Source organism: Sporosarcina gallistercoris (genome assembly GCF_050459885.1).
GTDB lineage: Bacteria > Bacillota > Bacilli > Bacillales_A > Planococcaceae > Sporosarcina > Sporosarcina gallistercoris_A.
Genome location: NZ_JBCMNO010000021.1, coordinates 14,148 through 37,853 on the forward strand (window position 1 = coordinate 14,148; position 23,706 = coordinate 37,853).

21 protein-coding genes and 1 other annotated feature are annotated in these 23,706 nt (G+C 43.4%); of the genes, 4 read left to right on the forward strand and 17 right to left on the reverse strand.

Annotated features, from left to right (window positions below; all coding sequences use genetic code 11):
• Window positions 1-16: 16 nt before the first annotated feature.
• Together ABE021_RS12535 and ABE021_RS12540 are read right to left on the reverse strand one after the other, a co-directional pair.
• Window positions 17-1,324 (reverse strand): DRTGG domain-containing protein, encoded by a 1,308-nt coding sequence (locus tag ABE021_RS12535; RefSeq protein ID WP_430289071.1) that lies wholly within the window; start codon window positions 1,322-1,324, stop codon window positions 17-19.
• A 100-nt stretch (window positions 1,325-1,424) separates the two neighbouring features.
• Entirely contained in the window at window positions 1,425-2,105 is a 681-nt protein-coding gene (locus ABE021_RS12540; protein ID WP_430289073.1) for a metal-dependent hydrolase, read from the reverse strand.
• Between the two features lie 108 nt (window positions 2,106-2,213).
• Here ABE021_RS12540 and ABE021_RS12545 point away from each other — a divergent pair, with 108 nt between their 5' ends.
• A complete protein-coding gene (locus ABE021_RS12545; RefSeq protein WP_430289074.1) occupies window positions 2,214-3,308 on the forward strand; it encodes a M24 family metallopeptidase in 1,095 nt (364 codons plus the stop codon).
• Between the two features lie 55 nt (window positions 3,309-3,363).
• Here the strand turns inward: ABE021_RS12545 and ald are convergent, their stop codons facing one another.
• Window positions 3,364-4,482, reverse strand: a complete 1,119-nt coding sequence (gene ald, locus ABE021_RS12550; protein WP_430289076.1) for an alanine dehydrogenase — start codon at window positions 4,480-4,482, stop codon at window positions 3,364-3,366.
• Window positions 4,483-4,703: 221 nt separating this feature from the next.
• Here ald and ABE021_RS12555 point away from each other — a divergent pair, with 221 nt between their 5' ends.
• Complete coding sequence (locus ABE021_RS12555; protein WP_430289078.1) at window positions 4,704-5,153, forward strand: universal stress protein; 450 nt, start codon at window positions 4,704-4,706, stop codon at window positions 5,151-5,153.
• 48 nt (window positions 5,154-5,201) lie between these two features.
• Here ABE021_RS12555 and ABE021_RS12560 read toward each other — a convergent pair whose 3' ends face one another.
• The 10 genes from ABE021_RS12560 to ezrA all read right to left on the reverse strand — a co-directional run bounded on the left by ABE021_RS12560 (window position 5,202) and on the right by ezrA (window position 15,814).
• Entirely contained in the window at window positions 5,202-6,125 is a 924-nt protein-coding gene (locus tag ABE021_RS12560; protein ID WP_430289079.1) for a class I SAM-dependent methyltransferase, read from the reverse strand.
• A 107-nt stretch (window positions 6,126-6,232) separates the two neighbouring features.
• Complete coding sequence (gene tpx / locus ABE021_RS12565; RefSeq protein WP_430289080.1) at window positions 6,233-6,739, reverse strand: thiol peroxidase; 507 nt, start codon at window positions 6,737-6,739, stop codon at window positions 6,233-6,235.
• 32 nt (window positions 6,740-6,771) lie between these two features.
• A complete protein-coding gene (locus tag ABE021_RS12570; protein ID WP_430289082.1) occupies window positions 6,772-7,368 on the reverse strand; it encodes an RDD family protein in 597 nt (198 codons plus the stop codon).
• 17 nt (window positions 7,369-7,385) lie between these two features.
• Entirely contained in the window at window positions 7,386-8,396 is a 1,011-nt protein-coding gene (gene sppA / locus ABE021_RS12575; RefSeq protein WP_430289083.1) for a signal peptide peptidase SppA, read from the reverse strand.
• A gap of 63 nt (window positions 8,397-8,459) precedes the next feature.
• Window positions 8,460-9,407 (reverse strand): EamA family transporter RarD, encoded by a 948-nt coding sequence (gene rarD, locus ABE021_RS12580; protein WP_430289085.1) that lies wholly within the window; start codon window positions 9,405-9,407, stop codon window positions 8,460-8,462.
• Window positions 9,408-9,525: 118 nt separating this feature from the next.
• Window positions 9,526-11,097: an acyl-CoA synthetase MbcS gene (mbcS, locus tag ABE021_RS12585; protein WP_430289087.1), complete on the reverse strand. Its 1,572-nt coding sequence runs from the start codon at window positions 11,095-11,097 to the stop codon at window positions 9,526-9,528.
• Window positions 11,098-11,238: 141 nt separating this feature from the next.
• The gene (locus tag ABE021_RS12590; protein ID WP_039043946.1) at window positions 11,239-11,448 is read right to left on the reverse strand and encodes an alpha/beta-type small acid-soluble spore protein; all 210 of its coding nucleotides are present in this window, start codon (window positions 11,446-11,448) and stop codon (window positions 11,239-11,241) included.
• Between the two features lie 253 nt (window positions 11,449-11,701).
• Window positions 11,702-12,904: a tRNA uracil 4-sulfurtransferase ThiI gene (gene thiI, locus ABE021_RS12595; RefSeq protein ID WP_430289088.1), complete on the reverse strand. Its 1,203-nt coding sequence runs from the start codon at window positions 12,902-12,904 to the stop codon at window positions 11,702-11,704.
• Window positions 12,891-14,039, reverse strand: coding sequence for a cysteine desulfurase family protein (locus ABE021_RS12600; RefSeq protein ID WP_430289089.1), 1,149 nt, complete (start codon window positions 14,037-14,039; stop codon window positions 12,891-12,893). Before ABE021_RS12600 ends, thiI begins: the two co-directional genes overlap by 14 nt.
• Before the next feature lie 74 nt (window positions 14,040-14,113).
• Window positions 14,114-15,814 carry a septation ring formation regulator EzrA gene (gene ezrA, locus ABE021_RS12605; RefSeq protein ID WP_430289090.1) on the reverse strand — a complete coding sequence of 567 codons (1,701 nt, stop codon included), beginning with the start codon at window positions 15,812-15,814 and terminating at the stop codon, window positions 14,114-14,116.
• Between the two features lie 300 nt (window positions 15,815-16,114).
• On the opposite strand from ezrA, the gene ABE021_RS12610 reads away from it, so the two are divergent.
• A complete protein-coding gene (locus tag ABE021_RS12610; protein WP_430289091.1) occupies window positions 16,115-16,594 on the forward strand; it encodes a GAF domain-containing protein in 480 nt (159 codons plus the stop codon).
• A gap of 68 nt (window positions 16,595-16,662) precedes the next feature.
• On the opposite strand, the gene ABE021_RS12615 is transcribed toward ABE021_RS12610, so the two are convergent.
• Both ABE021_RS12615 and ABE021_RS12620 read right to left on the reverse strand, forming a co-directional pair.
• Window positions 16,663-17,874 (reverse strand): PLP-dependent transferase, encoded by a 1,212-nt coding sequence (locus tag ABE021_RS12615; protein WP_430289092.1) that lies wholly within the window; start codon window positions 17,872-17,874, stop codon window positions 16,663-16,665.
• A 94-nt stretch (window positions 17,875-17,968) separates the two neighbouring features.
• Window positions 17,969-19,825 carry a sensor domain-containing diguanylate cyclase gene (locus tag ABE021_RS12620; RefSeq protein WP_430289093.1) on the reverse strand — a complete coding sequence of 619 codons (1,857 nt, stop codon included), beginning with the start codon at window positions 19,823-19,825 and terminating at the stop codon, window positions 17,969-17,971.
• Window positions 19,826-20,190: 365 nt separating this feature from the next.
• Between ABE021_RS12620 and rpsD the strand changes: the two genes are divergently transcribed.
• Window positions 20,191-20,793, forward strand: a complete 603-nt coding sequence (rpsD, locus tag ABE021_RS12625) for a 30S ribosomal protein S4 (protein ID WP_430289094.1) — start codon at window positions 20,191-20,193, stop codon at window positions 20,791-20,793.
• Window positions 20,794-21,074: 281 nt separating this feature from the next.
• On the opposite strand, the gene ABE021_RS12630 is transcribed toward rpsD, so the two are convergent.
• On the reverse strand, window positions 21,075-21,746 hold the full coding sequence (locus tag ABE021_RS12630) for a cupin domain-containing protein (RefSeq protein ID WP_430289137.1): 672 nt from the start codon (window positions 21,744-21,746) through the stop codon (window positions 21,075-21,077).
• Between the two features lie 346 nt (window positions 21,747-22,092).
• A complete protein-coding gene (tyrS, locus tag ABE021_RS12635; RefSeq protein ID WP_430289097.1) occupies window positions 22,093-23,358 on the reverse strand; it encodes a tyrosine--tRNA ligase in 1,266 nt (421 codons plus the stop codon).
• A gap of 67 nt (window positions 23,359-23,425) precedes the next feature.
• Window positions 23,426-23,625: a binding site (T-box leader), on the reverse strand.
• Window positions 23,626-23,706 lie beyond the last annotated feature (81 nt).

Sequence of the window (23,706 nt, forward strand, 5' to 3'; positions counted from 1 at the left end):
ATGCATCGGCGTTTTTCTATCGTTCCAATAACTGATATGTGACTAGGGCTTTGCCAATCATATCACCTTCTGAGTATAAGGAAATATCCATTTTCACAACACGGCGGCTCATATGTAGAATATGAGGTTCAACAGTTACCTTACTCCCAAGCTGGACATGTCTCATAAAGTAGATTGACAAGTTCTCCGGAACACTTTCTCCCCGCTTATAGAGCTTGATGGCACGGTTGCCTGTTTCAGCTAGCAATGTGGTCAGGGCTCCATAGGACAAGGAACCAAGTTGGTTGGTCATCTGAGGAACCACTTCAAAAACCACATTTTGAGGGTTTTCCGTATCGGAATGCATTTGGTTTTTTACGATGTCATCAATTGTTTGACCTTGCTGCGGCTGCCGTTGTGCCAATTGAAATGCTTTCAGCACGTCTTGCCTGCTAATAACACCATCCAGCTGCCCTGCCTCAGTAACGACAGGGAGTAAATCGATTCCTTCCCACACCATGATGTGGCCAGCTGAAGCGACACTCATCTTTCCGGTTGCCGTGATCGGTGAAGAAGTCATGACTTTTCCAATCGGTTCGGATTCTTGTTTTCCGACAACATCTTTGGATGTAACCATTCCTACTACTTTCCCATTCCGTTCAATTACTGGAAACGCAGAGTGGGAAGTTCTGCGGCTCAGTTCGTTAAATTGTCCAACCGTTTCTTGTATGAACAATGTAGAAGTATTGGGAAGTTGATGTTGAATATCTTCTACGAGAAGAATTTCTTTTTCAATCATCTGGTCGGATATCGCCCGGTTGAGCATGGTAGCAACTGTAAACGAATCATAACTGGTCGTGATGACCGGCAAATCGAGTGAATTGGCGAGTTTTTTCACTTCATCAGTCGTATCAAAACCACCCGTTACAAGTACCGCGGCCCCTTCACTGATTGCTAATTGATGTGCTTTTTGCCGGTTCCCGACTATAAGCAAGCTTCCTGCATCGATATAACGGCGGATATCTTCCAGCTGCATCGCCCCGATCAGGAATTTAGTCAGCGTTTTGTGTAAGCCTCCACTTCCGCCAAGCACACTGCCATCTACTATATTCACCACTTCGGCAAATGTCAGCCGCTCGATATTCTCTTTTTTCTTCTTTTCAATGCGCACTGTACCGACACGCTCGATTGTATTGACAAGTTTGTTATTTTCAGCTTCCTTAATCGCTCTGTAGGCAGTCCCTTCACTTACCGTGAGGGCTCTGGCAATTTGCCTAACTGAAATTTTTTCACCTACAGCCAGCTCTTCAATGTGGCGCAAAATTTGTTCATGCTTCGTCGACATTGCATTCACCTTTTTCTATGTATGCCTTGTCTTCAGTTTACCATAAATCCATAAAAAATAACCGAGCTGAAAGAGATTTATCTCTGCCAGCCCAGTTGACTCATAACCGCGTCACTTCACCTGCATTCATGACAAGTACTTCATGGTCTTTCACAAGCTTTTTGAAGTCTTCAGGATCTTGCACAATCGGTGGGAAGGTATTGTAATGTACCGGTACTGTCAGCTTCGGAGTGAGCAGTTCCACAGCATACGCAGCATCTTCAGGTCCCATTGTGAAATTATCACCTATCGGTAAAAATGCGAGATCGATAGTGTGACGTTTGCCGATCAGCTCCATGTCTCCAAATAGGGACGTATCTCCTGCATGATAAATCGTCTTCCCTTCTGCCATAAAAAGAATTCCTGCAGGCATGCCCATGTAAATCAGCTGCTGATCATGCGTAGTATAGGATGAACTATGGAACGCTTTTGTGAACTTCACCGTTCCAAAATCGAATTCACACGCTCCTCCGATATTCATGCCATGCGTTTCTAGTCCTTGCCATCCGAGCCATAATGCAAGTTCGTTAGGAGCGACAACTAATGCCCCGCTCGCTTTTGCTATCTCGACCGTATCGCCTACATGGTCATTGTGTCCATGCGTCAATAAGATAACATCCGGTTTTTCAGTTTCCACTACCAGATCCGTCAAGTCATTTCCTGTAATATAAGGATCGATCAAAATCACCTTACCGCCTGTTTTGATTTTTACAATAGAGTGTCCATGATATGAAATTTCCATCGGGTTCTCCCCCTTCACTTATTGTTCTATCCTTTCTACCAATTCGTGAAACCAGATTTAAACCCTCTTTTTTGGTATGATACATAAGTGTACTAAGGAGGAATAATTATGAAGAAACTTACGAAAATTCAACAGTATTTACAGGACAATAACGTGGAAGCAGCATTTGTAACGACGCCTGATAACGTGTTTTATGTGTCCGGTTTTAGCAGTGATCCCCACGAACGACTTCTTGGAGTAATGATTTTCAAAGATGCAGAGCCATTCATCGTCTGTCCGCTCATGGAAGTTCCCGATGTGAAATCTGCGGGATGGACATTCGGAACGGTCGGTTACGAAGACACAGATGACGCATGGGAGTTTGTAAAGGCCGAAGTGAAAAGGAAAATGAGTGAACTCACTTCGATTGCAATTGAAAAATCACATCTTACCGTCGAACGTTTGGAACGTATGGAAGAACTTTTCCCAGCAGCTCAGTTCACCCGATTGGATGAACAGTTGAACACTATGCGGAGCCATAAGGATGCTTCAGAAATTCAGTTACTGCGCGAAGCTGCACAATTAGCGGACTACGCAATTGAAGTGGCGTGTGAAAATATTGCTGAAGGTGTTACAGAACTGGAACTCCAAACAGCAATCGAGTTTGCATTAAAGAAAAAAGGCGTCCAGAAGATGTCGTTTGACACGACGGTCCTATCAGGTCCTAAAACCGCATCTCCACACGGGACTCCGGGTGAACGGAAAATCCAACAAGGCGATTTCGTCCTGATGGACCTCGGTGTTGTGCATAAAGGATATTGTTCAGATATTACAAGAACGGTATCGTATGGTGAACCTTCAGCTGAACAACGGAGTATCTACGAAGCTGTTCGTATGGCAAACCAGGCAGCAATCGATTTGGTGAAGCCTGGGGTCCGAGCTAGCGACCTCGACAAAGCTGCACGCGAAGTGATTACTAAGGCTGGGTATGGAGAGTACTTCACTCACCGTCTCGGACATGGACTCGGTATTTCAGTTCATGAATTCCCTTCGATTCATGGAGCTAATGATTTCCAGCTGGAAGAAAGCATGGTATTCACGATTGAACCAGGCATCTACAACTCTGCAATTACTGGTGTTCGCATTGAAGATGACGTCGTCGTTACGGCGGATGGTATTGAAGTGCTAACAAAATTCCCGAAAGAACTTAAAATCATCAAGTGAAATAGAAGAAGCAGGGGCTCAACTTGCAGCCTCTGCTTCTTTGTTTATTATATGATTATCGGTTCAACAAAGATTGAGCGGATACGTATTCGATAGCCTGTGCGTCCGCTACCGCTTGATACGTCAAGTAGCCCTCTAGAGTGTTTACCCCTTTTAGCAACGCTTCATTGTCCAAACAAGCTTGCTTGTACCCTTTGTTCGCAATTTGCAATGCGTATGGGACTGTCACATTCGTCAGTGCCATAGTAGATGTGCGGGGCACAGCACCTGGCATATTAGCAACAGCGTAGTGGACCACTCCGAATTTTTCATAAGTTGGATCGTCATGTGTCGTAATCCGATCGGAAGTTTCAAAAATCCCGCCTTGGTCAATAGCTATATCGACAAGTACAGAACCTGGAGACATCGATTTAACCATATCCTCGCTTACAAGTTTAGGAGCACGAGCCCCCGGAATAAGAACACACCCGATAACTAGATCAGACTCCTTGACGGAATTTGCAATATTGAATGGATTGGATACGAGAGTTTGTACGTCATTTCCGAATAATTCATCCAGTTGACGAAGTCTTTCTACTGAAAGATCCAGAACAGTGACACGCGCACCCATGCCAATCGCAATACGGGCTGCATTGGTACCAGCTTGTCCTCCACCAATCACAGTCACGTTTCCACGTTGAACACCTGGGACGCCGGACAATAGGATTCCTTTTCCGCCTTCCATCTTCTCCAAGTATTGAGCTCCGATTTGAGTTGCCATGCGCCCAGCTACTTCACTCATCGGTGCGAGCAGAGGCAGCGAACGATTCGGCAATTGAACCGTCTCATAAGCAATCCCGATCACTTTGTTCTCGAGTAATGCTTTAGTTAACTCCACTTCCGATGCGAGATGCAGATACGTGAACAAAATGAGACCTTCACGGAAATAACCATACTCCGAAGAAACAGGCTCTTTCACTTTCATGACCATTTCTGCTGCCCAGGCTTCCGCAGCAGTTTCAACAATGACTGCTCCCGCTTCACGATATTCTTCATCGGTAAAGCTAGAGCCGATTCCTGCTTGAGTTTCAATTAGCACCTCATGTCCCGCTGATTTCAAGTTAAATACGCCAGCTGGTGTCATTGCGACACGATTCTCGTTGTTTTTAATCTCTTTGGGTACCCCAATACGCATAGTTAGTTCCTCCTCAAATGAATGTGTCCGGCTGTCCAGTATGTACCGTTCAAACCTTTTCACCATAAGTGTAGCAGATAGCATTCTTTTTTGCCGTACTTTTTGTTCCGATAAACAAATATTTTTAATTTGCCGATTTTTAATAGTTAAGCAGGTAATAACAAGAGATTTGGCGAATGGTATCTATAGCAGGATAATAAAAATGTAGGAGTGTGATCCCCATGTCATTAGTATATAACCAGATCATTGTTGCGGTAGATGGATCGAAAGAGTCGGAATGGGCATTTAAAAAAGCGGTAGCGATTGCTAAACGTAACGACGCTAACCTGAACCTCGTCAACATTATCGACACACGTTCGTACTCCGCTGTGGAGGCATATGACCGTTCAATCGCTGAACGCGCCCAATCTTACGCTGTGGAGTTGCTGGAAGGCTACAAAGCACAGGCAGCAACAGCTGGGTTAACTCACGTGAATGTGATAGTGGAATATGGATCACCTAAAACTATGATTCCGAGGGAAATCCCGAAAAAGATTGAGGCAGATCTGATTATTTGTGGCGCAACGGGGTTAAACCCGGTAGAACGATTCCTAATCGGAAGTGTTTCCGAGAACATTGTCCGCTCTGCAAAATGTGACGTACTCGTTGTCCGTACACCTGAAAGCGAATAACCAATAGCAAAAAGCGTCCTTCATTTTTAGAGAAGGACGCTTTTTTACTTACTTCGCAGTTCCTTTTGACCAATCTTCCATTTTTGAGAAGAAAGAAATCATCGCCTGTTTATCCGTCATATCCGGAACGGCAGCGAGCAATACATCTGGAGTCGGCATCGCGTGTTCTGAAGGTTTTTGCAAGATCAGTATACTTTTCGATTGTGCGGCATTCTTGAATAGTGTTTGCGGCAATTGCAGAATACCGCGAATAACCGTATGTTTTTTCAAATACGCGTGCAGCTCACCTGATTGTGCAGATTCGAATATTGAAGACGGAACGATGAATATACCGTACCCTTCAGGCTTCAGATGATGAATCGTTTGTTCAATGAACAAATGATGGGCATACGCATGTCCTTCAGCAGGCATCATTTCAAAATTCAATGCATTTTCATCATCTGGATAATACCCGACAGGTAAATCACATACGGCCAGATCGACCGGATCCACCAGCAATGGGCGAAGTGCGTCTTGAACGAAAATGCGAATCGATTGTTCCATGAGATCGGCACCCGCTACCATCAATCTCGCTAATAACTCATCAATTTCCACGGCTGTTGAAGACACTGGCATATCCAGTGAGTTCATGACAGTTAACAATAAATTACCGGTTCCCGCGGCAGGATCCAGCAATTGAACCATTTCTTTTTCAGGAAGTAGAAAACTTGAGATACGCGCGATCAGCATCCCAATGGCGTCCGGAGTCATTTGATGGTGAGGCTGAACATTTTGTCTCATCCCTTTTAATATCGCAAGCTGCAAACCACGGCGGATTTCCTCTTTTGTGGCTTCGCCTTGAATGTCAGGACCAGCTGTCCCTTGTGCCCAATTTTGACTGGCCACTATGAGCTGCTCTAAGTAAAGCGACTCCTTTTCACTAGATGCTTCATCTAAATAAGTAAATATCTGTTCTGTGTTTGTTTTCATCATAATCCCTCTACTTCCTTCTTTTCGATCAGTAAAACCACTTAACAGCCGCCATGAAAAACCCATCCGACAACCGGATGGGTTTTCTGCTAGCGGCAGCTGCCTGAAGACTACGCTTTCAATTTCGCTACAGCTTCCAATGCCTCTTGGTAGTCCGGGTGATCGGTAACCTCACTCACGTATTCCGAGTACGCAATCTTATCTTCTTTATCAATCACAAAAATTGAACGAGCGAGCAGCCGAAGTTCTTGTATCGCGACACCATATGCTTCTCCAAATGAGAGATCCCGGTGATCCGATAGAATTTGGATGTTCCCTATTTCTTCGGCAGAACGATATCGGGCTTGAGCGAATGGCAGGTCGACGGAAATCGTCAATACTTCCACGCTGTCTCCTAGCTTCCCAGCTTCCTCGTTGAACTTATGGGTCTGTTTTGAGCATACTCCAGTGTCAATTGATGGGACAACGCTAATCAGACGGATTTTCCCTTTCGAATCACCTAGCGTAACAGGTTGAAGGTCATTTGCCAATACTGTGAAGTCTGGAGCTTTGTCGCCTGCTCGCAGCTGTTTTCCGACCAATGTAACAGGATTATTCTTGAATGTGATAGCAGTCATTAAGATTCTCCTTTCAGTATCCATCTATCTTACTAGATTGACTGATCGCCTTGCAACTGACGGCTCTCATTTGCGTGTCCGCGTTTAGCTATATCCAGTTTCTCATAAATCTGCTCGTGAACGACTTCCGTATCAGCAAACAAGTCATGCAACGATTCCTTACGAGGCATAAAGATGACAAGTAAATATGGAATCAGTAGTGTTTTTGAAATATAACGACCGACGACTTCCCGGAAAATGAGGGTTCCCCAACCAAGTGGCTCTCCGGACTTCTTGACGACTCGTATCCCCATGATCATCTTTCCTGCTGTTTGACTGAAAAACTTGGTCATGAGCAAGAAATACGCGAGAAATAGTGCAAGCATAATGAGCTTGTAGGGACTGTATAACAAAAAGATCGGATCTTTAATAGGGAAGTCAATCACTCTGAAAATCGGTTTCACCAATAACCCGCTGACGGCTCCGACAATAATGATATCAATCAAATACGCCCAAAACCGAATCCAGAATCCAGCAGGTTTCTTCATGAACCCCTGCTCATGTGATGCAGACGATTCGAGTGCAATCGTTTTCTGTTGAACTTGAGTTTCTATGACTTCCTCAACTGGCTGTTCCATTTGTTCAGACATTATGTCAACACCTCTCCTTAACGTTCACCATACAAATACATCATGCGCGGTGCTTGGTAGTCAGTCAGAAGTTTTTGGATCAACTCTGTTTCCGCATTTTTCTTGAACAATCCGGAGACACTCGTTCCGAAGATGGACGACAAGCTATCTGAAGAGCTGTATTCAAAGACAGTTGGATTTTTAAACCCTTGTTCTGTAATTAATGCATCGATGACTTCGGGTAATTTCCCATAATCATCTGCAAGTCCTGACTCGATCGCTTGACGACCATTCATGATTCTTCCATCCGCCACTTTTTTGACATTAGCAACTGACATGCCGCGACCATCCGCTACGATGCCTACAAATCGTTCATAAGAATCGTTGATCATTTCTTGCAGCATATCCCGCTCTGTTTTCGTCATATCACGGTTAGGACTCATCATATCTTTGTACGGGCCGGTTTTGATCGTATTGAAGTCAATACCGATTTTGTCAGCGAGTTCTGCATAATTCATGCTCTCCATGATTACGCCGATTGAACCGGTAATGGTCTCCGGGTGAACAAAGATTTTATCAGCAGGAGCTGAAATATAATAGCCCCCAGAAGCGGCCATCGACCCCATCGATACATAAATCGGAATGTCCCGATTTTCTTGTATCGAAATGAGTTCATCGTAAATATCAGAGGACTCCACTACACCCCCGCCTGGTGAGTCTACATGTAAAACAATCCCTTTTATTGTCTGATCTCCTTGGATATCAGCTAATTGACTCAACAGGTTCTGGTGATTGTACCCTGCTGCAGCAAATGGAGAAGCTGGCCCTGTGTCCTGGATGACACCACTTACATCCAATATTGCTATGCGTTCGTTGGAATCCCCTTGGTCCAATACGGTTTCTTCGTAAGTCGCTGTCCCTATCGCAAAGCTATCTTCAAAAAGAGCATTAAAATCTCTAGTGAATATGTAGGATAGCGAGTTCACACCGATTGAAACAACAACTAAAGCTGCAGCCGAAATGAGTGCAATCCATCGTTTCGTTGACATTTCAAATTCCTCCTTCGTTTCATTGTACGTATACGTTCCAGTTAACAGAATGTTTCATCCATATCAAGATTGGTGTGAAGATTCCTGCTTCTGCAGACGCATCATCGTCCGTTTGTTCCTTGCATAACGCAACACTTCAGGTACAGTAAATACTAATAACGCGATCCATATGAATGCGAAACTGAGCCACTCAAACTTACCGAATGTTTCTCCGTATATAGCAACACCAATGATAAGCATCATTGTAGGCGCGATATATTGGAGAAAACCCGTGACATATAGTGGAATCGAAGGCACTCCTTTTGCAAAAAACACTAACGGTAAAGCTGTTGCTATACCTGTTAAAACGAGCAATACAACAGTCAACGGATCAGTATCCATTATAACAGCGTCTCCCGTTGAAAAAATCCAGCCATACGCGATAAGTGCAATGGGTACTGTAAAGGCTGTCTCAATCGCAAGCCCTCTTGTTGCATCTAATTTGATTTGTTTTTTAATAAGACCATATAAGGCGAATGTGATTGCCAAGACAAATGAAATCCAAGGGAAAACACCGTAATGGAATGTTAGAATCGTAACACCTACTGCCGCCAGTACGAAAGCAGCCTTCTGATTGCGACTTAACGACTCTTTCAAGAAAATAATTCCTAACAAAACAGAAACTAACGGATTTATGTAATAACCCAGGCTCGCCTGCACGATAAAATCATGATTGACTGACCATATGTACGTAAACCAATTGAGCGTAACAAGTAAAGAAGCGGCACAAAGACTCCAAAATTGCTTTTGTGTCATCCAAAGTTCCTTTAAGTCCTGAATCAGCCTTTTACCTTGACCAACCACTAGAAGTGCCAAAACAGTTAAAAGGAAGGCCCAGATGATCCTGTTCACTAAAATTTCACCACTACTCACATGGTGAAGACTTTTCCAGTAAATCGGCATGAATCCCCACATTACATATGCAGCGAACACCCAAAGTGCGCCTTGTTGTTGAGTTTGCAAATGTCTCACCCCTTGTTGTCAGCATTTAGCTGCACGAAATATCTCTTAATTATACGGGCGCATATTAGCAAGGTAAAGTTTTTCGCAAAGAAAAGGACTGAGATCATTAAAATCCCAGTCCAAAACATTACATTGTCTCTTGCTTTCGAAGTTGGACACGCATAATTTTCCCTGATGCAGTCTTCGGCAGTTCATCGACAAATTCAATCTTCCGAGGATACTTATACGGAGCAGTAGCTTGTTGCACATGCTCCTGCAATTCCTTCACCAATGAACCATCTTCTTTGCGTGATGGCTCCTGCAGTACGATGAATGCTTTTACAACACTCCCTCTGACCTCATCCGGACTTCCAACAACAGCACATTCCTTTACGGCAGGATGATTCGTAAGAGCGTCTTCCACTTCAAACGGTCCAATTGTATAACCGGAACTGATGATAATATCATCCCCGCGTCCTTCAAACCAGAAATAACCTTCCTCATCCTTCTTAGCCCGATCTCCTGTAATGTAATATTCTCCTCGGAACTGCATGGAAGTCCGTTCTGGATCTTTTAAGTATTCTTTGAACAAAGCAGGTGTTGAAACGTGGACTGCGATGTCTCCGACTTCACCTGCTTGCGCCAGTTCACCTTCATCATTGACGATTTCCACACGGTTTCCCGGTGTGGGCTTTCCCATGGATCCAGGTTTTGCATCCATTCCAACCATTGTTCCGACTAATAATGTATTTTCGGTTTGTCCATATCCATCTCTCACTTGAAGAGAAAACACATTTTCAAATGTATCGATGACTTCTTTGTTCAGCGGTTCCCCTGCGGAAACTGCACTGCGTAATGAGGACAAGTCATAACTGGCCAGGTTTTCCGCTTTCGCCATGAATCTGTATTCTGTCGGGGTGCAGCACAAAACATTCACGTTATAGATCTTGATCATATCCATGTAGGTTTTCACGTCAAATTTCCCATTGTAAACAAGTCCCGTCGCGCCACTTCCAAGCACAGCGAGGAAAGGTGTCCAGATCCACTTTTGCCATCCGGGTGCCGCTGTAGCCCACACCATATCCCCCTCATGAATACCAAGCCAATTTTCACTAGTCGTCCTGAGATGAGCATATCCCCAACCATGTGTATGCACAACACCTTTAGGCTTGCCTGTCGTTCCGGATGTATAAGATAGGAACGCCATGTCACTCGCCTTTGTAGGCGTTGCCTCATATTGTACGGGGGCATTCCTCATCTCTTCTGTAAGAGAGATGCTTCCTCCATCTGCTTTTCCTACTACAAATAAGGTCACTTCTTCGATGCCACTCACTTCATTCAGTTGACTCGTAAATGCTTCATACGCGACGATGGCTTTTGCTCCGCTATGCGCTAATCGATATTCAATATCGGATGCGCGCAGCATTTCCGATGAAGGGATGACCGCGATTCCTGCTTTTAAAGCTCCGATATAAGCAACATATGCTTCAATCAGCCTTGGAACCATCACTAAGAGGACGTCGCCTTTTTTCACCCCGTTCGCTTCATAAACTGAAGCCGCACGATTTGCATCTTCCATCAACTTGTCATATGTATATTCTTTTTGATTTCCTTCTGAATCGACGTAGATCAATGCTTTCTTATTCGTTCCATCTGCATATTTTTCGATTTCAGATACGATGTTATAAATTTCAGGCGCCAGCAATTCTTCTCTTTTCACGATTACTCCCCCTTTTTACGTTATAGTCAGTATACATCTAAAATTTATTCAATTCAAAAATAAATGACGAGTCATGATTAAACTATTTCTCCACATACTAAAAAAACTGTCCCCACTTTCGGGGACAGTCCGATCCGTTACTTATTTTTGGTAGCCATTCATTTGTTGTTGAGCTTGACGTACCAATCGCTTTGTAATTTCTCCGCCTACGGAACCGTTGGCACGCGATGAAGCGTCTGCTCCAAGCTGAACTCCAAATTCTGATGCGATTTCGTTTTTCATTTGGTCAAGCGCTTGTTGTACACCTGGTACAAGAAGTTGGTTTGAATTGCCGCTGTTTGAGTTTGTCATGTCGATGTCACCTCCCTTGTGAACATAGAATGTACCGTTTCGGTAAATTCATGCACAGAAAGGAAATGGTATCTTTTTCATATTTGTATTCTTCTCAGAGCTGGTGTTAATCCGACCCTCAGATTGACACTTTCAAGGGAAGGTGAACTGCAGTTACGGTTATAACGGATGAAGGTTTGCGAAGCGGTTTTCCGCTATCATCGTTCTTAACACAGTCGATCTCCTGATGGGACACACTCCGAAATTAGGTTATTTACAATAAGTCACTGAACTCATCCGGCTTTTCTTCAATAAAGCAATCGATAATTTCACGATTTTGAATCACTTCTGCAATCATCGGTTCGAAATCGATGAAGCTTTCGTAGTACTCAACTTTTTCGAGACGTGGTTTGGTTTTCGGGCTGGATGGTGTGAATACGGTACAGCAATCTTCAAAAGGCTGGATGGATGTCTCGTACGTCCCGATTTTTTTTGCGATTTCGATAATCTCCAATTTGTCCGTTGCAATTAGCGGACGCAAAATCGGTGTCGTTGTGACTGCATTAATCGCGGTAAAACTTTCAAGTGTCTGGCTCGCTACTTGTCCCAAACTTTCCCCAGTTACAATAGCAAGTGCACCTATTTCTTCACGGAGCTGATCTGCGATTCGCAACATAATCCTTCGAGTAGATGTGATTGAAACATTATCCGGAACTTGCTTGACAATGGCTTGTTGAATTTCAGTAAAAGGGATGACATGTAACTTGATTCGCCCGCCAAATGCACTAATCTTACGGCCCAGTTCAACTACTTTCTCTTGTGCTTGCTCACTTGTGAATGGTGGGCTTGCGAAATGGATTGCTTCTATGGTGACTCCGCGTTTCATCATCAAATAGCCAGCTACAGGGCTGTCGATTCCGCCGGAAAGCATCAGAAGTGATTTACCATTTGATCCTACAGGCATTCCTCCCGCGCCTTTATACACTTTTGAAGATAGGAAAGAACCGCCTTCCCGAATATCGATATGAAGTAAAATATCCGGTTTTTTTACGTTCACGCTCAGGTTGGAATGGGCCTTTAAAACAGTTCCACCTATTTCTCTTTGCAATTCTCCTGTTACTAATGGAAATGACTTGTCCGTTCTGCGCACTTCCACTTTAAACGTTTTCTCTTCTGTATCTTCAGTTTCAAAAATCGCAAGGGCAGTTTGCTGTATCGCTTCAACAGTTGACTCACATTTTGCAATCGGACTATAGGATTGAATGCCTGCGACGTCCGCCAACCGCTCAATCGCTTCTTCGAGATCCTCACTTGTAGCATATAAGAACATTCGGTCACGCTCCGCCTTCAGTTTAACGGATTGTAAATCATGAAGAACGTGCTTAATATTCGTAGTCAGCTTCTGTATGAATACTTTCCGATTCCGCCCTTTAAGTGACATTTCTCCATATCTAATGAGAAGTTCATTCCATATCATGCTGCTTCATCCCCTTCTTGATGATCTCTATAAATTCCTTTATCACTCGAGTGATTGTATCAATTTCTTGATCTGTGTTCATATTACCGAAACTTATCCGGATTACTCCTCTACGGTAGTCATCCGGAACACGAATCGCCTGGATGACAGGACTTACTTTGTTAGTTTTTGAAGAACACGCACTCGAAGTGGAAACCATGATGCCCTGTTCTTGAAAATAATTCACAGCAACTTCTCCAGTAATCCCTTTAAATGCAACTGCAAAAATATGCGGAGCTCCCTCAATTGGCGAACAGATCCGAACCAAATTTTCATCTTCCACTGCTTTCCGCAACCGTGTGTTCCATCGCCTATAGGCTGAAATGTTTTTTCTTTCGATAATTAAACGAATTGCTTTCGCAAACGCGGCTGATCCAGGAGCATTCGCGGTCCCACTCCTGATTCCGCGCTCTTGTCCTCCGCCAAAAGAGATAGCTTCAGGCTCGTTGAATTTTTTCGTCAGTAAGCAGCCCGTCCCTTTCAGTCCATGAATCTTATGTGCAGAAAGCGTCACCGCATCCACCCATTCTGGATAGGGCAGTTCAAGTTTCCCTAAACTCTGAACACAATCCGAATGGAAAAGCGCACGGGAATGCTCACGGATCACTTTTGAACACGCCTCAATCGGTTGGATAGTTCCAATTTCATTGTTCACATGCATGATACTGACTAATATCGTATCTTTCCTGATCTTCTCTTTGAGTTCCTCTGGAGACACTTCACCTGCTTCATTGACAGAGAGGAAATCGATTTCAAATCCTTCCGTTTTTAGATGAAGACAGGCATTCCGGATCGAATCATGCTCAATCACGGTCGTAATAATATGATTGCCCCGATGCTTTAGGCTCTTTGCATACCCTATAATCGCCAAATTATTAGCTTCCGTCCCACCAGAAGTAAAAATCACAGTGCTTTCCGAGTCTCCAAGAAGAGTTGCGATTTGCTTCCTTGCAGATTCCAATAGCTGTTCTGCTTTGTTACCCGCTTGGTGAAGGGATGCTGGATTCGCATAATACGTCCGGTTCGCTTGCGCAAATGTCCGGAGAACTTCTTCTTCTGGAATAGTAGAAGCACTATTATCTAAATATATCATCATGAATCCAACCTTTCATGCACCGTAAGCGGCACAAAGCCACCTGCACTCATAGTGCGGGTGGCTGAAGATGACACTTACTGTACGACGTGTTCTTGTAATAACTCTTCAATTCGCTTCATCGCTCCTGGCTCCACTTCTTCAACAGCTGTAGCGGCTTCTTCCAGGGCTTTTGCATAACGGAATTGCCTGAACGCCATCTCCGCCTCCAATAATCGGGCATGCATTGCTGGATGAGCTGCGCGATATCGGTTCCCATACTGGATAATCTGCTCTGTCAGTAATGCATTTTCCAACATTTCATTAATTTTCAATGAAACTTCATGAACTTCTTTTTCAGCGTTACTGATGTAGTCTTCAACAAGAGCCATATTTAGCGGGACTTCTTCCAATCCGTTCTGAACTATGAAGAGTTGTTCGTCCGCTTCTTCTAACCGTACTTCAATATCATCCGGTATGCCTGGTATATTCGCTCTTAGGAGTTTACGCTCAGCTTCTTGCAATGTCTTTGCAAGCTCTTCCAAGCGTTTCCTAACTGTTATTTCGTCAGTTCTCAGATTTTTGATACGTTCCTGGAACGCAATGGTTTCCATTTCAACGCGCTCTAATGTTTCAGCTACACTGCGTAAATCCTGGGCAAGCCCTGAATAAGCGGATTCGCCCTTTTCCCCTTGACTAGTTAGCAATTCAAATCGCTTAGTAGCTTCAGATAGGTCCACGAGAAACCTTTTTGGTATTGCTGCTTCTTTCTCATCTAATCGGTAACTTTGTTGTACGAATAATGCTTCGTCCGCGATTTCTTTGGCAAACGCTTGGACCGCTACTAACTTATTCGCAACATCTCCATAAACTTCTTCCATATACTGGCGTTCTTTCACTTCTTCTTCAAGTGCATCATAGAAGGAATCCAATGTCGCATCGATTTCAGCTAACCGCTGTTGAACGGGCTCCACGTCAAGAATTTCAACTTTCCCAAGTAATTCTTCCGATTCACGTTCAATAGCATACATCGTAGATTTCATGTTCAAGTGTTCAAGATAGTAACCATCTTGCTTCATTTCCTCTACTCCAATACGCAGTTCGCGAAGCGTAGCGGGTAATTTACTTTGCAACTCACTTAGTAAGGAAGGAATCTCCCGGATCAGCGGAAACAATTCGTTCGCTTTAGAAGATACTGCAATCACATTTTCCCTCGCCTGTAAGTAATTCCCGTTATCCGTCAAATCATCGTACTCTTCAAATGCCGGTTGGAAATATCCAAGTTCGTTTTCTAATGCTGGAACAGCTCTTCCGAATGAATGTTGATGAGCCAATACGGATTTCCGAGCTTCCCTGAACTCTTCTTTCAAAGATTCCATTTCCAAACGATTTTTTTCTTCACTGCCGATCAGTTCGTTCAATTCGGTTAGTATCGAATTTTTACGTTCCTCACACACTGACAGTTGTTGTTCGATGTCTTTTTCAATTCCAGTTGCTTTCTTAAATCGGAATCGGTCGATCATTTCTTCAGTATCAAATAACAAGGAATCGATTTTCGGAACGAGCACATCGACGACTTCAGTCCATTCGTTGCGCCAACGTTCGAATTTCTCCTCTGTTTGACCAGTCATATTCAGCTGTTTGACTTTTGTCATTTCCTCAAATATCGGTTCATGCTGGATTTGAAGCTTTTTATGCTCCAGCTTACTAATTTCCTGGATATGCTTTCGTCTCAACAAAAACATTGCAACAGCCAGCACAATCACTATGATGATTGGAATGATGAAATAGTTCACCATTGTCCATCCCCCTATTCCGCAACGACTCTACAATTGATAATACCTTATATAGTAACACGTTTAAAGAATTTTCGTGTTGAAAAAGGGCGAATCTTAGTTGAAAATTTGTTTACTTGTGTGAAACACCTCGAAAATTGTATAATTCTATAAGATATCCTGCTTTTTTTCAGGAACTATTTAAGTTTAATATAATCACTCCTTCCGGTTGCCGTTGTTTTCAGTTCCTAACAACCTAGATACCTCAGCCCGTTGGTATGATTACATCATCGTATGAAATTACACAGAAATGAGGGAGCAAATATGTTTATGGGAATCGAATATTCGAAGGATTCGGTAGAAAGTTACCGACAACTTGCAGATCAGCTCCAACTTTTGTTAGATGGCGAAAAAAATCGTATTGCAAATTTAAGTAATGCATCCGCTTTGTTAAGCAATTTCTTGGACCGTACAAATTGGACGGGGTTCTATCTTATGGATGAGGGCGAACTTGTTCTCGGACCATTCCAAGGCCTTCCAGCTTGCATCCGCATTCCGATGGGCCGAGGCGTATGCGGAACATCAGCTAAACGCAGGGAGACCCTTGTCGTAGAAGATGTAAATACGTTTGAAGGACATATTGCATGTGACTCCGCTTCCCAGTCTGAAATTGTAATTCCGCTTGTGAAAAATAATGAGTTAATCGGCGTTTTAGACATAGACAGTCCCGAAATCGGTCGCTTTTCGGAAGAAGATCGTGTGGGTCTTGAACAATTTGTTACCGTTCTTTTGCGTCACATCTAATCTTGATTCATCCAAACAAAAGCAGCGAAGTATATACACTTCACTGCTTTCTGTTTCTTCTATTATTATTAGTTTGGTAATATATGCTGCACTTCAGCTACTTGTAGAAAAGCTTGCTCCAAATCCTCAATTAGATCCTCCGCGTGCTCTAATCCCGCTGACAGACGAAGAAGACCATCACTGATGCCCATTTTCCCGCGATCCTCTGATGGCACTCCTGAATGTGTCATGGTTGCAGGATGCTGAATCAGCGTTTCTGCGTCGCCTAAACTGACTGCAATTTTAATCAGGTTCAATTGATTCATAAATGCTTGCGCTACAGGTCGCCCTCCTTTTATTGTAAAGGAGACGAGTCCTCCACCGGCTGTCATTTGCTTCTTGGCAATTTCAACTTGAGGATTGTTCTCATCAAACGGATAAAAGACCGATTCCACCATTTCCTGAGTCTTCAAGTATTCGGTCAATCGGGTCGCATTCTCAGTGTGCCGCTGCATTCGGACAGAAAGTGTTTTCAGTCCCCGTATCAGTAACCAAGCATCGAAAGGAGAGATGATGCCACCGTAGTCTTTTTGTACACTTCCTCTGATCCGGTCCATTTCCTCTTTATCCTTACCCGTCAGTACACCAGCTATGACATCTCCATGTCCATTAATATATTTAGTTGCGCTATGCAGCACAAAATCCGCACCGAAATCGATTGGATTTTGCAAATAAGGGGATGCAAACGTATTATCCACGACAACTTTCAGCTGATGCCTTTTTGCGACTGCTGCAACTGCTCCAAAGTCTGCAAGTTCCATAGTCGGGTTGATGGGTGACTCGATGTAGATACAGACTGTTTCAGGTGTTACAGCTGCTTCAATTTCCTCTTCCGTCCCCATGGATGTAAGAGCATGGGTAATGTTATATTTCTGTTCCATTATTCCAAGGAGACCGAACGTGCATCCGTAAATGCCACGTGAACAAATGATGTGATCCCCGGTTTTCGTTAAATGAGTCAGGATTGCACTGACAGCTGCCATTCCGGAACCGAAAGCGAGAGATCCAGCTCCATTCTCAAGCATTGTCATTCGTTCTTCCAATACTCGAACCGTCGGATTCCCTAATCTCGAATAGATCCCCCCTCCTTCCTCGCCTGCAAACCGTCTTGCTCCTTGTTCTGCAGTATCGAATTCATAAGTTGAGGTTTGGTATAAAGGGACTGCTAAACTCCCATGATGTGAATTACTATCATAGCCTGTGTGAACCGTTGCGGTATCTTTATGGATTTTTTCATTCACCGTAAATCATCCACCTTCCACTTTATGAAGTAAACGCTTACATTCATTGTATCCCTATCGTATATAAAATACAAAGACTATCGGTACTTGCAAGTCATTCCGCAAGTACCGATCCACTGACGATTATTCGATTCTTCCCCCCTGATTTTGCTGAGTAAAGCGCTTCATCTGTGTTTTGAAAAAGTTGCTGATAGGTTTCCTCATTAGTAGATGGCTGCCATACACTGACTCCAATTGAAACAGTCACAGAAGGTTGTGTAACTCGGGGCATTTCGAGCAGCAATTGTTTTGCAAGCCTTTTGCCTTCTTTGAGAGTTGCGCCCGGTAAGTATATTGCGAATTCTTCGCCACCCCAGCGTCCAGCAATATCCTTTTCTGTAATGCTTGACATGAGAAGTTCAGCAGTTTGTTGAAGTACACAATCACCAACGGAATGACCGAATTGGTCATTCACCTGTTTGAAGTCGTCTACGTCCAATAGAAGGAAAGCACCGCCAATTCCATTCTTATACGCTGAAGACATATGCCTATCCAAGTATCCTCGCGCGTATAATCCCGTCATCTGGTCTTTGTTTGCGAGGTCCTGTAACTTCTCTCGGAGCGCGGAATTGGAGAGCGCAAGTGATGAATGACTAATTATCGCTTTGACCAGTTTAAAGTCTTCGAATGTGAAATGGTACTTTTCAGTATGCATGAGCAGCGCAAATCCCGCTATTTTTTCCGTGATGATGATAGGAGCAATCATTAAAGAACGATACGGAGTGAATCCCTCAATCTCCTCGTTCTTCAAATCAGCGATAAAGACCGCCCCATTTTCTTTTCTGATACGGCTCTCTGCATAATCTAAATAACGCACTCCGGCCTGCGTCAGAAAATACGAAGTCGATTCTTTCGATAGTACAGGAGGATCCTGCTCCCGAAAATAGACAAAAGCCACTTCTTCAGGCTCGAAAGTTTCTTTCAGCCGGTCATTTATATATGTGATCATCTCTACAAATGACAGGCGTTCAGTAAGTTTCTTAGAGACCACATTCACCAATTGCAATTCATGTATCAACCGATGGGATTGGTCATACAAGCTCGTGTTTTCAATTGCATGGCCGGCACTTTCCGAAATATTACGGACAAATTCTTTTTGCATCAAAGAAAATTTCTGATGACTAGGAGCGGAAAGCTGTAGAATGCCATATGTCCCTTGCATCCCTTTCACAGGGGCACTTAGAATGGCTGCATCATTTTCGGTATCTTTTCCAAGGGTCAGCTCTCCTGAAAGAAACGCTTCAACTGTTGACGGAAGTTCATTGGTATAATCGAATAATCTATAAGGACAAGAAGTATCCATTTGCTCCTGGGAAAGGATCAGTTCCACTCTAATCGGTCCAAGATTTTTAGAGACTGTGGAGACAAGCTGAGAATGGATGACTCCCAATTCCATAGTCGAGTTAAACGTCTTAGTTGCTTCAAGCAGGCTTTCGTAATTTTGGGCATGCTTATAGAGTGACTGATACCCTTTAATCGTTTCAATTAGTCTGCCCAGCAGCAGTTGGAATTCCTTGAAGTATTCTGATGATGCAAATGCATGCCACTCATCTGTCGACTTCACTAGTACCATCGCAACGGGTTCCCGTTTCTCGTTTCGAATCATTAACGTATCATCAGCAAAATCTAACGAATCATCGGTCTCAGAAAAAGTCCCGGACAGCATAGGCGAGGTCAACGTTTCAAGGACACCGACACGTTTCCTGCTATCTTCTTTCAGTAATGCGGCTGCAGGGTGGAATTGGTTATCTTCATATAGAAAGAACTCAATTTTGGAGACATTAAAGTGGGTTTTGAACAGTTCCTCAAATACCCGGATGAATTCACTGTCTTTTAGATTCTCCATCACACCTAGCATTGAATCCAGTAAGTTACTCTTAATCGAATCATACATTTGCTCAGTAGTTTTCATATAGACACCCTCTATCATTCAGTAAACACAGTGAATAACTTCCCCTCATTTTAAAGCATCGCATTTTAAAATGCAACTTTACGACTAGTTCTATATATCCATTTTACAACACGGATTCCAAAAGGTCCGAAGCCTCTTTCTTGAAAGCACTTGACTATGTTGTCCAATATTGGTATGATAATCGTTGTGTAAAATAATTGCAGCAGTTGTGTGTTCTCTATTGTTCAGTCTGTTCCTCAATTTGAGGTGTATCCTGTAACCCTTGGCTGCAGAGGTGAAGATACATGAAAACAGAATGTCTTAGGGATTGAACGCATCTGGTCTTATTTTACAACAAAATAAAACCAACAGAGGAGGAGTCATTCATGGCTCGTTATACAGGTCCATCTTGGAAACAATCTCGTCGTCTTGGTATCTCACTAAGCGGCACTGGTAAAGAAATCGAAAAGCGTCCTTACGCTCCAGGTCAACACGGCCCGAACCAGCGTAAAAAACTTTCTGAATACGGTCTTCAACTACAAGAGAAACAAAAACTTCGCTTCATGTACGGTGTGAATGAGCGTCAGTTCCGCACACTGTTCAACAAAGCAGGTAAAATGCAAGGTATCCATGGTGAAAACTTCATGATCCTTCTTGAAACTCGCTTGGACAACATCGTTTACCGCCTTGGTCTTGCTCGCACTCGTCGTGCAGCACGCCAGCTTGTAAACCACGGTCACATCATGGTAGATGGCAAGCGTGTAGATATCCCATCTTACAGCGTGAAGCCAGGTCAAGAGATTTCTCTTCGTGAAAAATCACAAAACCTTGACATCGTTAACGAATCAATCGAAATCAACAGCTACTTACCTGAGTTCGTAACGTTCAACGCTGACACTAAAGTCGGTAGCTTCGTACGTCTTCCAGAGCGCAGCGAACTTTCAGCTGAAATCAACGAAGCTCTAATCGTTGAATTCTACTCTCGTTAATAAAAGCGCGTAGTAAACGCCGCTTTCCTAAACCCTCGAAACTGCTTAACCGCAGCCTTTTCGGGGGTTTTTGCATTCATTTCATTTGTGAATCCGACTACTGAAGGGGTACTCGGAGGAGCCTTTTTGCAATCAGATATATTGAACTTGAAACTTATAAAGAAGAGGTATTCCCCTTTCTTTTCATTCTCTCCAAATCCTCTTCATTGCAGAGCCGAAATAAGCTTGGATCATTTAAAGGTATTTCTCAAACGCTTCAGATTGTTCCCATCTCAACGCTTTTATTTGTTTTTGCTTTCTTGAAGAAGTTTGGACTCTCCTGTACGTTCCCATGCCTCTACTGTTTCATATGCCTTTTCAGGAGAATATCCTTTTCCAACTAGAACACCCATTAAAATGAATTCCTGAAGAATATGTGTCATATTAATTCCTCGTTTGACGTCTTCCAAGCCTTCTTTTACTAGAAATTCTGTGTACGTTATCCATTCATCCGGAGTCCTTTCAAGACCTGCTGGATTCTTTTCTTTCATTCCCAGGTCATAGTTTTCGATTGGAACCATTGCATCTGCTTTAGTCCGATGAACAGTACCCATTGGATGATTTGGCGGGGCATATATCGAGTATAGTTTTAAAGGGGTATTTCCAGTATTAATGACATTATGCCAAGATCCAGCCGGTATTAGAATGGCAGAATCATCGGAAATTTCCCTTTGAAAACTTAAGTGATCTCTATCTTTACCCATTTGTACAACCCCTCGGCCTTGTTCAACCCTTAAAAACTGATCCACATTCGGATGCATCTCCAAACCGATATACTCACCGGCATTGACGCTCATTAATGTTAGTTGCAAATGATTACCTGTCCATAGTGCTGTTCGAAACGTATTGTTCTGTTTAGTTGCTTCCGCGATATTCATGACAACAGGCATTGCTCCATAATCTTTCAATAGCATCTCATGATGATAATTATAGGACTGATACGAACCGTTTCCTTTCTCATGATCAATCCAAAAAACAGGAAAGGTCCCAAGATTCTGCACAGGTATTTTCACATAATAAGGATATGAATACACACAAGGTATACAGTACATCTACTTCAATCCCTTCAAATAGCTTTTTTATCAACAAAGTATCTTATGCAATGCACTTGAGGAGTGTACTCGACAGTATACGCCTGGAGATTAAAAATCCTGTTTCAATGGAATATCACTCCACCTCGCAATTCAAGGGGAGAAAAGCGGAAAATCCAAAAAAAGAGAGAAGGGAGCACTCCCCCTTCCCTCTCTGCGTCCAATATGATTATTTGAACTTAATCATTGTATACTTCTTCTTACCACGACGAACAACTGTAAAGGCATCTTCCAAACGATCATCTGCGCTAACATCATATCCTGTATCCAATACCTTATCACCGTTCAAAGAGATAGCACCGTTTGTCACGTCCTCACGAGCTTGACGTTTGGAAGGTGAAATCCCAGCTTCCACTAGCAACTCAACAATATTGTGATCTTCTTTCGCCATTTCAAAAGTCGGTACATCCTTGAAGGCATCCTTCATTTCCGATGCCGTCAATTTCTTCAAATCCCCACTGAATAGCGCTGCAGAAATACGGATTGCCTGATCGAGTGATTCTTGACCGTGAATAAGACGAGTCATTTCTTCAGCAAGTGTCTTCTGCGCTTTACGTAAGTGTGGCTCATCTGCAACCGAACACTCGAGTTCTTCAATTTCAGAACGATCCAGGAACGTGAAGATCTTCAAATAGTGCACAACATCCGCGTCTGCGGCGTTGATCCAGAATTGGTAAAACTCATACGGGGAAGTTTTGACAGCATCCAACCACACTGCTCCACCGGCAGTTTTACCGAATTTTGTACCATCTGATTTCGTTACTAGCGGAATCGTGATGCCGAATGCTTTCGTCTCTTCTTCGTGCGTCTTACGGATGACTTCGAGCCCAGTCGTAATATTCCCCCACTGGTCAGAACCTCCGATTTGTACTCGGCAGCCATAGTGATCGTATAAGTGATTGAAATCGATCCCTTGGATGAGCATATATGTGAATTCCGTAAACGAAAGTCCGGTTTCCAGGCGGGATGCCACGTTTTCTTTCCCTAACATATAGTTGATGTTCAACAATTTACCGTAGTCCCTCAAGAATCCGATTGCACTCATCGGACCCATCCAGTCTTTGTTATTGACGAGACGCGCTCCATTCTCATCCTTGAAGTCGAACAGCCGCTCAAGCTGAACTTTCAATCCTTTTACATTTTCATCCACTTGTGCTTCCGTTTGAAGTTGGCGTTCATCCGCACGGAACGATGGATCTCCGATCATACCTGTCGCGCCGCCAATGAGCAGAATAGGTCGATGACCATGAAGCTGGAATCTGCGAAGTGTAAGAAGTGGTACGATGTGTCCGATATGCATGCTGTCAGCTGTCGGATCCACGCCGCAATAGAGCGATACTTTTTGTTCATCCAGCAGCTTAGCCATCCCTTCTTCGTCCGTTTGCTGATAAAGCAGCCCTCTCCACTTCAAATCATCTAGTAAGTTTGCCGTCATATGACTTCCTCCTCCATTTTTTCGCTTCACGAATACAAAAAATCCCCACACGATCTGAAACAGATCATGCAGGGACGCCCATTGTACATGTAAGCGCGGTACCACCCAGCTTGAGATAAATCATCTCCGCTCTATTAGCAATAACGCCGCTATCCGCGCAACACTCCAAAGCTGTAATTCGTGAACAAGGTACCGAACAGCTTCCACCAACCGCTGCCTCTCTATACGGATCGCCTGCCACTACTGCGGCTTCTTCACTGTGAAGAGTAACTACATCATATTGTAGTCGAAAATGGAAATTTGTCAAACAAATTCAGTCACCGCCTATTAGAATATGCTATAATTAAT

Excerpts from the sequence above, each read along its gene's own strand:
- ABE021_RS12545 (WP_430289074.1), top strand. The coding sequence starts at position 2,214 with ATGAAGAAACTTACGAAAATTCAACAGTATTTACAGGACAATAACGTG.
- ABE021_RS12600 (WP_430289089.1), bottom strand. The coding sequence starts at position 14,039 with ATGATGATATATTTAGATAATAGTGCTTCTACTATTCCAGAAGAAGAA.
- ABE021_RS12555 (WP_430289078.1), top strand. The coding sequence starts at position 4,704 with ATGTCATTAGTATATAACCAGATCATTGTTGCGGTAGATGGATCGAAA.
- ABE021_RS12535 (WP_430289071.1), bottom strand. The coding sequence starts at position 1,324 with ATGTCGACGAAGCATGAACAAATTTTGCGCCACATTGAAGAGCTGGCT.
- ABE021_RS12570 (WP_430289082.1), bottom strand. The coding sequence starts at position 7,368 with ATGTCTGAACAAATGGAACAGCCAGTTGAGGAAGTCATAGAAACTCAA.
- ABE021_RS12590 (WP_039043946.1), bottom strand. The coding sequence starts at position 11,448 with ATGACAAACTCAAACAGCGGCAATTCAAACCAACTTCTTGTACCAGGT.
- ABE021_RS12560 (WP_430289079.1), bottom strand. The coding sequence starts at position 6,125 with ATGATGAAAACAAACACAGAACAGATATTTACTTATTTAGATGAAGCA.
- ezrA (WP_430289090.1), bottom strand. The coding sequence starts at position 15,814 with ATGGTGAACTATTTCATCATTCCAATCATCATAGTGATTGTGCTGGCT.
- ABE021_RS12630 (WP_430289137.1), bottom strand. The coding sequence starts at position 21,746 with ATGCTATTGAAAGATTATGGAGCAATGCCTGTTGTCATGAATATCGCG.
- rpsD (WP_430289094.1), top strand. The coding sequence starts at position 20,191 with ATGGCTCGTTATACAGGTCCATCTTGGAAACAATCTCGTCGTCTTGGT.
- tyrS (WP_430289097.1), bottom strand. The coding sequence starts at position 23,358 with ATGACGGCAAACTTACTAGATGATTTGAAGTGGAGAGGGCTGCTTTAT.
- ABE021_RS12610 (WP_430289091.1), top strand. The coding sequence starts at position 16,115 with ATGTTTATGGGAATCGAATATTCGAAGGATTCGGTAGAAAGTTACCGA.
- tpx (WP_430289080.1), bottom strand. The coding sequence starts at position 6,739 with ATGACTGCTATCACATTCAAGAATAATCCTGTTACATTGGTCGGAAAA.
- ABE021_RS12620 (WP_430289093.1), bottom strand. The coding sequence starts at position 19,825 with ATGAAAACTACTGAGCAAATGTATGATTCGATTAAGAGTAACTTACTG.
- thiI (WP_430289088.1), bottom strand. The coding sequence starts at position 12,904 with ATGATATGGAATGAACTTCTCATTAGATATGGAGAAATGTCACTTAAA.
- ald (WP_430289076.1), bottom strand. The coding sequence starts at position 4,482 with ATGCGTATTGGGGTACCCAAAGAGATTAAAAACAACGAGAATCGTGTC.
- ABE021_RS12540 (WP_430289073.1), bottom strand. The coding sequence starts at position 2,105 with ATGGAAATTTCATATCATGGACACTCTATTGTAAAAATCAAAACAGGC.
- sppA (WP_430289083.1), bottom strand. The coding sequence starts at position 8,396 with ATGTCAACGAAACGATGGATTGCACTCATTTCGGCTGCAGCTTTAGTT.